A 10158-nucleotide genomic window follows, 5' to 3' on the forward strand; every position below is an offset into this window, starting at 1 on the left:
ATTGATGCTCAAGCCGAAATTTGCCGCCGTTTCCCTGACCGAAGCCGCCGCCGCTCGCGCGCGTGAGCTGATTGAAGCCGCCGGCAAACCGGTCGCCGGCATCAAAGTCGGCATCAAAAATGGCGGCTGCGCCGGCATGAGCTATGTTTTGGACCTCGCCGACGAGGTTCTGCCGGGCGATGAAGTGATCGAGGATCAGGGCGTCAATATTTTGATCGCGCCGAAGGATCTGATGTTTCTCCTTGGCACGAAACTCGATTTCGAGACCAGTAAATTCACCTCGGCGTTCACTTTCCAGAACCCGAATCAGACTGCGGCCTGCGGTTGCGGCGAATCGGTTTCGATTACGCCAGCGGCCGACTGAACGCATTCTGCGCAAGCGCTTTCCGATCGAATGGAGTCATTCGATCGATCAGAAATCGCTCCAGATTCAAAAGCTTGAGCATATTCTTGTCGATCAGACCGAACCGATCTGATCGGACTATGCGCTAGGCGTCCACCGCGACGCCATATTCGGCGATTGCGGCTTTCAGAGCCTCGCGGTCCGTGAAGGTCACCGTTTTAATGCCGAGGGCCGCGGCGGCCGCTGTATTCTCCGGGCGATCGTCGATGAAAATGCATTCTTCGGGGCGCCGTCCCTCGAGCTCCAATACCTTCTTGAAGGCGTCGGCATAAGGCTTCACCAGCCCCAGTTCGTAGGACATATAGGCGGCGTGGGCATGTTCGAGCACGCGGTAGTTCGCCCGGATATGTTCGATATGGGCCGAATTGGTGTTCGAGAACACAACGACGCGATAGCGTTGGGCAAGGGCGAGGAGGAGCGGCTCCATCCCGGGCTCCGCGCTGAAATGGCTGCTCCAGAGGTCAAGGAAATGGGCAAAGCTTTGCCCGAAGCCCTGCTCGGACACGAGACGGGCGTGCAGGGCGTCGACGCCGAGCTGGCCGGTCCCGATCTCCTCATCGCCAAGAATGTTTTCCATGACGGCGCGGGCGCCGCCCGGGTCGGCGCAACAGGCGGCGAGCCGATCATAGAGGATGTCGTTGTCGTGGCGGATGAGGACGCCGCCGAGATCGAAGATGATGGTTGGCGCTGAAGGGTTCATGCGCTCAGCCTAACGAAAAATGGCGACGGCTTAAAGACCGCCGCCAAGCCGATTGCTACGTGGCCTGCTGAATCCCGGATAATTTCCAATCATTTGCCGAGCCGCCCGGAAAGCGCGTGAACGTCCAGATTTCGGTCGCTTCCTGCGGCGTTGCGAGGTCGCCCGAGACAACCCGCCCTGTCGTCCGGTCGAGCATGGCGTCGTTCAGCGAATAGCGCATGGCGACGCTCGCATAGTCGCCGCCGGCCTCGCGCCAGGCTTCCGACAGATCCCCTTGCAGGAAAGCGACGTTGGAGAGCTTGTTGACGAGGCCCTTCCTGGCGCTCTCCGCGAGCTCCTCAGCAAAGTAAGAGGCCATTTCCGGCGTCGTCATCGACCGCAAAGCGGTCATATCTTCATCGCTATAGGCTTTCTGAACGGCGCCAAGCCGCTGTTCGAAAGCGCTGAAGTCAGCCGGACCGACATCGAGCTTGGAGCCTTGCGAGGCGCTGCCGGCGAACCCGCCGTATCCGCCGGCGCCTTGGGCGTTTCCCCCGAAAGGCGCCGCGCCCGGCGCGGGGGAACGATCATACGAGCTTCCCTGCATGGCGGGGGTCCGGTTACGGAGGAAGCTCATGACGAATTTGAAGAGGAAGAATAAAAGCGCGAGCTGCAGCAAAAGCCCGATGAAGGACATGCCGCCCCCAAGGCCGCCGCCAAATCCATGGCCGAACAGCATGCCGATGAGACCGGCGCCGAGAAGGCCGCCGAGGAGGCCGCGGCCGAAGCCGCCGGAGAAAAAGCCGCCGCGCGCGCCGGAAGCGCCGAAACCGGGGCGGAATATCCCCTGGTTTGGCGACGTCATCGACCGGCTGAAGGGCGAGGCGCCATTCGGCGCCGTCATTGTCGAGGACGGCGCGCCGAACGTGCGCGAGCCGCGGCTGCCGAAGGACCCGCCGCTGCCGGCGCGCGCGAAAGCGTCGGCTGAAAAACCCGCGGCCAGCATCAGCGCAAAGGTCAAAATCAACGTCTTGTGGCGAATCGCCATGGAAATCGTATCCTGCCGTTAGCGGGACGCAGAAGCCCCAACGCCAGCTATATAAGATCGGGACTGCGCTAAAGGAAGGGCGCGGCCCCGCGCGCGCCTCAGAATATGCCTGCCGCGCCAAGGGAATCGCGCCTCGGAGCGCAAATTCGCCCGGCGGCGCTTCCGGCGCTTCGACGCCTGTGTTAGAAGGCCGCATTTCCGACGGCCCAGCCGCCCGGCCGCAGCACGGAGAGACAAAGAGTGACGCAAGAAAGCAAGCGGCGCCAGAGCTTCGAGTATGAAGACCTCATAGCCTGTGGCCGCGGAGAGCTGTTTGGGCCCGGCAACCCGCAATTGCCGTTGCCACCCATGCTGATGTTCGATCGTATCGCGGAGGTGTCCGAAACGGGCGGCCCCAACGGCAAGGGCATGATTCGCGCGGAATTTGCGATCAATCCCGATCTCTGGTTTTTCGGCTGCCATTTCAAGGGCGATCCGGTCATGCCGGGCTGTCTTGGCCTTGACGCTTTATGGCAGTTGCTCGGCTTTTATCTTGGCTGGCTCGATCTGCCGGGGCGTGGCCGCGCGCTTGGCGTCGGCGAGGTGAAATTTGCTGATCAGGTGCTGCCGACCGTCAAACGGATCATTTATGGCGTCGATCTGAAGCGCGTGTTTAAGACAAAGCTTGTCCTTGGCATCGCTGACGGCTGGCTGGAAGCCGATGGAACGCGCATTTATGAGGCGAAGGATCTGAAAGTCGGATTGTTCCGGGCGGCGACCTGATCGGCAGGATCTTCGCGGCTCCCGGAACTCCCGGCGGAACGATCAATCGCCGTCCGGCGCCTGTTTCTCATACGGCGCCGGCAGCACGCTGGTGTACTGTTTGTTGACGCCGACCGCCTCGTCGAAGAAGTGGAAGCGGTCCGTTCGGACCGCCGCGGCGCGAAAATGCCCGTTGTCCCGGTAGTAGGAGACGCCATCTGGGTCGATCGCCGGGCAGCGATGTTCTTCACAGAGGAATTTGGCCGGATCGATCAGGGTCGCGCCGATCGACGCCGCGATCGTGGCCAGATTGCGGTTCACGAGAGACGCCGTTTTGTCGAACTGGTCGCGGTCAAAATAAGAGATTGCTTGCAGGTCCATCCCAAGGAATTGCCGTTTCAGGAGTTCTGACGGGACGTCCCACTCGCCATAGGGCGTTGCCGAAACAAGGACGACCTCGGCTCCGCGATCGCGGAACGCCCGCAGGCGCTCGCCAAGCGCCGCGAAAACGGCTTCCACATGCGGCGTAAACCACGGCAGATCGCGTATTCGCGTGACGCAGGTGTCGCCTTCGATAAAGCAAAGCTTCTCATTGTCGGGATGGAAATAGGCGAACCAGTTCGACGCGAGCACGATGCGGCTGGGGTTTTGCGTGGCGGCGTATTCAAGGGCTTTTTCGAAAAAGCCGTCGCAGTGAAGCGGGTCCGAGACGAATCGGATGCCTGTCACGGGCGGACATCCAGAGGATGTCAGAAAGACAAACGAGCCATGAAGATTGGCTTTTTCGGCCTCCAGCCTGTGGTAGATCTGCATGGCGAAGGAATCGCCGAGGATCAGCGTCTCTGGCCCCGTTGATTTACCGAGCCGGCAAGGTCTTACGCCGCCGGCCGCGTTCGAGCCGTCGCAGTCACGCGGGAAATCCCAGTCCGTAGACGCCACCCGATAGGCTGCAACCTGCTTGGCGATTTCCGGGGTGCGGTTTGGAAAGCCGCGATAGACGTCGACCGTCAGCGCCAGGCCAAGGGCGATCGAAAAGCCGAAAGCGAGCGCCGCCACGGCCCGCGCAGGCCGGGGAGAGGCTGTCCGCCAGCCGGACGCGTCGCCAAGTTTCCGCACGGCTGACAAAAGCAGGGCGCCGCCGGAAATAATCGCCGCCAGGATCGCGAGCTCAGTGATGACAAGCGCGGCGTTCGTCTTTTTGAAGTTGAAATAGACAAAAGCGACTGCGATCGGCCAGTGCCAAAGATAGATGGAATAGGACCATCGTCCCAGCGTTTGCACGACGGGGAGCCTGAAAGGCGCGGCGGCGGCCCGATTCGCGGCGATGACCAGACAGGCGCCGATCACCGGGATCAAGGCGCGGTAAGAAGGCCAGATCGTATTTTTATCGAAATAGATGAGGGAGAAGGCGATGAGCAGGAAGCCGGCGCCCAGCAATAGGCTCGCGTATTTCGGCGCCCATGTCTTGAATTTCAATGCGACGACGCCGCCCGCCGCCATTTCCCACGCTCTCTGTGGGAGCAAATAAAATGCCGCCGGCTCATCTGTGCTCGACAGCGAGATGCAGAGCGCCAAAGATAGCAACGCTACCGTTATGAGGACCAGCGCCAGGTGGCGTCTCGTCGCCGAAAACCTGTTGAGCGCCATGAGTACGAGGGGATATACCAAATAAAACTGCCACTCGGCGGATAGACTCCAGGTGTGCAAAAGCCACTGTGTATTGACCGATGGACTGAAATAGCCTTGAGATTGATAGAAAAGGATGTTTGAATAAAATAAAAGGGCGGAAACGCTTGTGTAACTCAAAGTATTGTAGCGGACTGGATCGATCATAAAATAGCCGACTACAAGAAGCCCGAAGCAAAGGCCGGCCAGTCCTGGAACGATCCGTTTTGCGCGATCATAGTAGAATTTTAGAACGTTGAAATTATCGTTCTGCATCCGGCTGACGATAATGTCAGTCATCAGATAGCCGGATATGACGAAGAAAATATCGACGCCTACAAAGCCGCCCGGAACAAAATTGACGTTATAGTGATATAAAACGACCGAGGTGACCGCCAAAGCGCGTAGCGCATTTATGTCGTATCTGAATTTCGTCATTCGCCCCTGCGCGCCAATTGTCTTAAATCGCCGAATAAAATACCGATCTGAGGATCGATCCTCGCACCTGTCTTCTCAAATCCGACCGGGAAGGCTGGTCAATTCATCGAAAGCTGCCCGCACACATTTATTCTTCAAAGATTGTGACTTTCGTCGGGCGCCCACGCCCCTCGCCGAATGAATAAACCAGCACGCGGGCGTTAACGCGAGCTTAACGATGAGACGCGCGCTGGGGCAATAGCCAGAGCGCCGCGAATGCCGGATCCGTGTGGAAAAAAGCGCCGCCGGGGCCGGTCCGGGCCGGCGCGCGGAAAAGGGCCGGGCATTTGCGAAAAGCCTTTGCCGCGCTGGCGACTTCCGGCTTTGCAATCCCTATGTTAGAAGGCGCGCGACGATCGCCCGCCTCAGGTTGAAATGGCGCGCGAAGCCGCTGGGATGGGATGAGAGGGCGCCGCGCCGGCTTGGCTGAATGTTCAGCCTGTCGGGGCGCCTGAACGGGCGCTCAATCGGCGCGGGCTTTGCGGCGTCGATTGAACAGGTTTTGTTTTCGCGAAACGATCGGCTTCGCGAAGAAATAGATAAGCTCGAGTTGAGCAGGAGTAATCGTATGAGACGTGTCGTCGTCACGGGAATGGGGATCGTCTCATCGATCGGCAATAATTCCCAGGAAGTGCTTGCATCGCTTCGGGAAGCAAAGTCCGGGATCGTCCGGGCGGATAAATATGCGGAGATGGGTTTCCGCAGCCAGATTCATGGCATGCCGACGCTCGATCCGGACCCGATGATTGATCGCCGCGCGCTGCGCTTCCTCGCAAAAGGAGGCGCCTGGAACCATGTCGCGATGGAGCAGGCGATCCTCGACGCGGGCCTGGGCGAGGAAGAGATCTCGCATGTGCGCACCGGCATTATCATGGGCTCGGGCGGCGCCTCGCTGAAAACCATCGTCGACGGCGCCGACATCGCGCGCTCCAAGGGCCCGAAGAAAGTCGGTCCCTTCGCGGTGCCTAAAGCGATGTCCTCGACCGCTTCGGCGACGCTCGCCACCTGGTTCAAGATCAAGGGCGTCAACTATTCGATCTCTTCGGCCTGCGCGACGTCCAATCATTGCATCGGCAACGCCTATGAGATGATCCAATATGGCAAGCAGGACGTCATGTTCGCCGGCGGCAGCGAGGAGCTCGACTGGACCCTGTCGGTATTCTTCGACGCGATGGGCGCCATGTCCTCCTCCTATAATGATCGCCCGGCCGTCGCCTCGAGAGCTTATGACAAGAACCGGGACGGCTTCGTCATCGCGGGCGGCGCAGGCGTCGTCGTGCTGGAAGAATATGAGCGCGCCAAGGCGAGGGGCGCGAAAATCTACGCCGAGATCGTTGGCTACGGGGTGACGTCCGACGGCTATGATATGGTTGCGCCCTCAGGCGAAGGCGCGGTGCGCTGCATGAATATGGCGCTCGAGAACGTCAAGACGCCGATCGACTACATCAATCCGCACGCCACTTCGACCGGCATCGGCGATTTGCGCGAAATCGAGGCGATCCGCGCCGTGTTCGGATCCGGCGAGGCTTCGCCGCCGATTTCGGCGACGAAATCGCTGACGGGCCATTCTCTCGGCGCAACCGGGGTGCAGGAAGCGATTTATTCTCTGCTGATGATGCAGAGCGGCTTCATCTGCGAGAGCGCCAATATCGAGGAGATCGATCCCGCTTTCGCCGACATGAATATCGTGCGCGAGCGCCGCGATAATGTGAATTTGCGCGCCATATTGTCGAATTCCTTCGGCTTTGGCGGCACCAACGCCAGCCTTGTCTTCAAGCATGTCGACGCCTGAACTCGGTTTCGCCTCTAAAGGCTCCCTGATGGCCGGCAAGCGCGGTCTCATCATGGGCGTCGCCAATGATCACTCGATCGCCTATGGGATCGCGCGCTCGCTCGCCGAGCAGGGGGCGGAACTCGCTTTCACCTATCAGGGCGAGGCGCTCGGCAAGCGGGTCAAGCCGATCGCCGCAAAACTTGGCTCGAGCCTTGTCCTGCCATGCGACGTCGAAGACCTCGCCTCCGTCGACGCGGCGTTCGCGGCGATCGCCGAGGTTTGGGGCGGCCTCGATTTTGTCGCGCATTGCATCGCCTTTTCGGATAAATCCGAGCTGAAGGGACGCTACGCGGACACGACGCGGAGCAATTTCCAGCGCACCATGCTCATTTCGGCCTTTTCCTTCACCGAGGTCGCCGCCCGCGCGGCGAAGCTCATGAAGGCCGGCGGGTCGATGGTGACCCTGACGTTCGGCGGTTCCATGCGCGTCATGCCGAATTACAATGTCATGGGCGTCGCGAAAGCCGCGCTCGAGGCGAGCGTGCGCTACCTCGCCGCCGATTTCGGGCCGCAAGGGATTCGCGTCAACGCCATTTCGGCTGGTCCGGTGCGCACGCTGGCCGGCGCCGGCATCACCGACGCGCGATTCATGTTCAACTTCCAGAAATCCCATGCGCCGCTGCGCCGCACCGTCACCATAATGGACGTCGGCGGCTCCGCGCTCTATCTCCTGTCGGAGCTTTCGAGCGGCGTCACGGGCGAGGTTCACTATGTCGATGCGGGCTACAACATTATTTCGATGCCGCATCCGGACGATGTGAAAGGCAATGGCGCGCCGCCGCCGGATTAAGGCCGCGTAACCGCCGACCGCGCGAACGAATGGAAGCGCTTGTAAGGCCGGAAGCGCCATGCTATTTGCCCGGTCGACCATCCGCAGCCGAGCCTGAAGCGTTTTGCGTTCGAGCAACGAAAAGCGCTTCCGGATCAATTGCGTCGCGTTCGGCAAAACCGGGCTGCGCAACCCGTTGCGGTCCACGGAGAGGTGGCAGAGTGGTCGAATGCACCGCACTCGAAATGCGGCATAGGTGCAAGCCTATCGGGGGTTCAAATCCCTCCCTCTCCGCCAGCCCCCATTTTCAGCCGTCCCTAATTGTCCGAAGCGCCCTAAAAAATCAACGTGTTGACGGATAATCCGTTTTCTCATGTCCCTCATTATTTGTCTCAATCCTTGTCAGCGACTAGGACAGAAAGGGAAGCGGACGAAAATCGGTGGTTAGTAGAATCAACAGATTGTCCGCGCGCGCGATCGCGACTCTGACGAAGCCCGGCCGCGATGCCGATCGCCAGCGGCGCGAACAGGACGAGACCGATTCCGCGCAGCGTTTTCGCGAGCGTGGGGCGGCGCGTAAGCTTTGGACCAAGGCCGCGCCGATCGCCGGCACGCCTGGCGAAGCCTATCTGCCGCCCGGCGCGGGGCTGCGGTTGCACGCCAACGCGCCGCTATGGGATCCGCCCGAAGAACCAAAGCGGCCAGATCATTCATTCCGGCCCGGCGCTGATCGCGGCCATCGAAGGCCCTGACGGCCGGGTCTGCGGACATGGATCGATCTCGGCCGGCCCAAGGGCAAAGTGCTGATCGCACGTCCTGAGACTGGCGAGATCCTGCCGGCAAAAAAAGCGTGAGGCTCGATCAAGGGCGGCGCGATCCTTTTGGTCAAGGGCGGCGACGGCTCGGACTTTCCTGGCGATTGCAAACCCCTGCGCCGTCTCTTCCTCGGCGAGAGAATCGAGACGGTGTTGTCGGTTTTTCTCGCCATGCGTGATGCCGATGATTTCTTGCTCGATGGCGCAGAGTTTCGGGCGGCGGTCGACCTCGGCAATCTATGCGGGCCGACGGCCGGACGCGTACCCCATCCGACCTTAAAAAAGGCCGATCACAACGCCGTCGAGCGGCGGCTGTTCGTCCCGAATAACGAGCCGAAAGATGATCCTGCTTTTCCGTTGATCCCGATCGCGCGCAGTATCGAGGATCTGTGTTTGCTGGGCGACGGCGACAGCGCCCTTCTTCACGCGCATGGCCTATGAGCGGGGGGCCAAGGGCTTTTCACGCGCCTACCCGTGGCTCGTCATTCGACTGTTCATGGCGACGTCCGGACACGACTTCAACGACATGAGGCTCGCGTCGCTTCGAACCGCCGCGGAGGCCTGCGCCTGAATGGCCGATCCGAATGATATCAGCCACATCTCAAGGCGGTCGAGGATCGGCCGAAGATCGAGCAACAAAGCTTTGGCCATGCATGCCAGCCTCCTTCGCCAGCACGCAGCTTGAATCAGAAAGCAGCCGATTCGGGAATCCCAACGATTCATTCAGATGGGAAAATGCTCTAGGTCATAGACCCATTATCGGGATTCCCGAATCGGCTGTGGCGTGATTCAACCTTCGGATCATGGAGGCTGAGATGGCGCGGTTTGATTTGACGGATTTCGAATGGTCGGTGATTGAGCCGTTGTTGCCGAACAAGCCGCGGGGTGTTCCGCGCGTCGATGATCGTCGCGTCTTGAACGGTATCTTCTGGCGCTTGCGGACTGGCGCGCCCTGGGCGGACATTCCGCGGCGCTACGGTCCGCACACAACCTGCGTCAACCGCTTCAACCGGTGGCGCAAGGCTGGTGTCTGGAACCGCATTCTCAAAGGCGTGTCAAAGGCTTATGACGGCGATATCCAAATGATCGACTCATCCTCGATCCGCGTCCATCAGCACGCCGCCAATACCCAAAAAAAGTCGACGGATCCCATTGCATGGGTCGCTCGCGGGGCGGCCTGACAACGAAAATTCACGCGCTTGTCGACGCGGAAGGTCTGCCAATCGACCTGAAGCTGACCGAAGGTCAGGCGCATGACGGGCGCAGCGCAGCCGACATGCTGGAGGCTTTGGCCGACGGGCAAATTCTTCTGGCCGACCGCGCCTATGACAGCGACGCGCTGCGCCAGAGCCTCGACGCTCGCGGCGCATGGGCCAACATCAAGCCCATGCCAAACCGCAAGAACGTTCCGGCGTTCAGCTCTTACCTTTATCGCTACAGGAACCTCGTCGAGCGTTTCTTCAACAAGATCAAGCACTACCGCGGCGTCGCCACGCGCTACGACAAACGAGCCGACAATTTCCTCGCCGGAGTCAAGCTCGCCTCAATACGCATCTGGTTGCGCCATAATGAGTCGATGACCTAGCACTACTTTGGCACTTTTGGTTCGACGGCGTCGGCGATGAGTTTCTCACAGTGGGGGCATCGTCTGGGTGGAGGCCGTGCGAAGAGGTCGAGAATGGCTTGTCTGATGGCCGGCAGGCTCGGTTGTGGCGGCGGTCCCCCGA

The 10158-nt window shown here is 60.4% G+C and carries 11 protein-coding genes and 1 tRNA gene; 8 read left to right on the forward strand and 4 right to left on the reverse strand.

Annotated features, from left to right (window positions below; all coding sequences use genetic code 11):
* Nucleotides 1-4: 4 nt before the first annotated feature.
* Nucleotides 5-364, forward strand: coding sequence for a HesB/IscA family protein (locus tag MPC4_RS07350; RefSeq protein ID WP_174511946.1), 360 nt, complete (start codon nt 5-7; stop codon nt 362-364).
* A gap of 124 nt (nt 365-488) precedes the next feature.
* Here the strand turns inward: MPC4_RS07350 and MPC4_RS07355 are convergent, their stop codons facing one another.
* Nucleotides 489-1103: an HAD family hydrolase gene (locus tag MPC4_RS07355; protein ID WP_174511947.1), complete on the reverse strand. Its 615-nt coding sequence runs from the start codon at nt 1101-1103 to the stop codon at nt 489-491.
* A 55-nt stretch (nt 1104-1158) separates the two neighbouring features.
* On the reverse strand, nt 1159-2130 hold the full coding sequence (locus MPC4_RS07360; protein ID WP_174511948.1) for a Tim44 domain-containing protein: 972 nt from the start codon (nt 2128-2130) through the stop codon (nt 1159-1161).
* Between the two features lie 240 nt (nt 2131-2370).
* On the opposite strand from MPC4_RS07360, the gene fabA reads away from it, so the two are divergent.
* Nucleotides 2371-2892 carry a bifunctional 3-hydroxydecanoyl-ACP dehydratase/trans-2-decenoyl-ACP isomerase gene (gene fabA / locus MPC4_RS07365; RefSeq protein ID WP_134491630.1) on the forward strand — a complete coding sequence of 174 codons (522 nt, stop codon included), beginning with the start codon at nt 2371-2373 and terminating at the stop codon, nt 2890-2892.
* Nucleotides 2893-2934: 42 nt separating this feature from the next.
* On the opposite strand, the gene MPC4_RS07370 is transcribed toward fabA, so the two are convergent.
* The gene (locus MPC4_RS07370) at nt 2935-4974 is read right to left on the reverse strand and encodes an acyltransferase family protein (protein WP_174511949.1); all 2040 of its coding nucleotides are present in this window, start codon (nt 4972-4974) and stop codon (nt 2935-2937) included.
* A gap of 607 nt (nt 4975-5581) precedes the next feature.
* Between MPC4_RS07370 and fabB the strand changes: the two genes are divergently transcribed.
* The 5 genes from fabB to MPC4_RS07395 all read left to right on the forward strand — a co-directional run bounded on the left by fabB (nt 5582) and on the right by MPC4_RS07395 (nt 8872).
* Nucleotides 5582-6805 (forward strand): beta-ketoacyl-ACP synthase I, encoded by a 1224-nt coding sequence (fabB, locus tag MPC4_RS07375; RefSeq protein WP_174511950.1) that lies wholly within the window; start codon nt 5582-5584, stop codon nt 6803-6805.
* Between the two features lie 28 nt (nt 6806-6833).
* Nucleotides 6834-7637, forward strand: a complete 804-nt coding sequence (gene fabI, locus MPC4_RS07380; RefSeq protein WP_174511951.1) for an enoyl-ACP reductase FabI — start codon at nt 6834-6836, stop codon at nt 7635-7637.
* A 186-nt stretch (nt 7638-7823) separates the two neighbouring features.
* Nucleotides 7824-7913, forward strand: a tRNA-Ser gene (locus MPC4_RS07385).
* A 164-nt stretch (nt 7914-8077) separates the two neighbouring features.
* Nucleotides 8078-8368 (forward strand): hypothetical protein, encoded by a 291-nt coding sequence (locus tag MPC4_RS07390; RefSeq protein WP_174511952.1) that lies wholly within the window; start codon nt 8078-8080, stop codon nt 8366-8368.
* A 129-nt stretch (nt 8369-8497) separates the two neighbouring features.
* Nucleotides 8498-8872 carry a hypothetical protein gene (locus MPC4_RS07395; protein WP_174511953.1) on the forward strand — a complete coding sequence of 125 codons (375 nt, stop codon included), beginning with the start codon at nt 8498-8500 and terminating at the stop codon, nt 8870-8872.
* Nucleotides 8873-8899: 27 nt separating this feature from the next.
* On the opposite strand, the gene MPC4_RS07400 is transcribed toward MPC4_RS07395, so the two are convergent.
* Nucleotides 8900-9082: a hypothetical protein gene (locus tag MPC4_RS07400; protein WP_174511954.1), complete on the reverse strand. Its 183-nt coding sequence runs from the start codon at nt 9080-9082 to the stop codon at nt 8900-8902.
* 164 nt (nt 9083-9246) lie between these two features.
* Here MPC4_RS07400 and MPC4_RS07405 point away from each other — a divergent pair.
* Nucleotides 9247-10016 (forward strand): IS5 family transposase gene (locus MPC4_RS07405; RefSeq protein WP_425312431.1). Its coding sequence is split into 2 segments (ribosomal slippage): nt 9247-9561 and nt 9564-10016, totalling 768 coding nucleotides; the frame shifts between segments, so codons are not numbered across the junction.
* Nucleotides 10017-10158 lie beyond the last annotated feature (142 nt).

Origin of the sequence: Methylocella tundrae (assembly GCF_901905185.1) — a bacterium.
Classification (GTDB): domain Bacteria; phylum Pseudomonadota; class Alphaproteobacteria; order Rhizobiales; family Beijerinckiaceae; genus Methylocapsa; species Methylocapsa tundrae.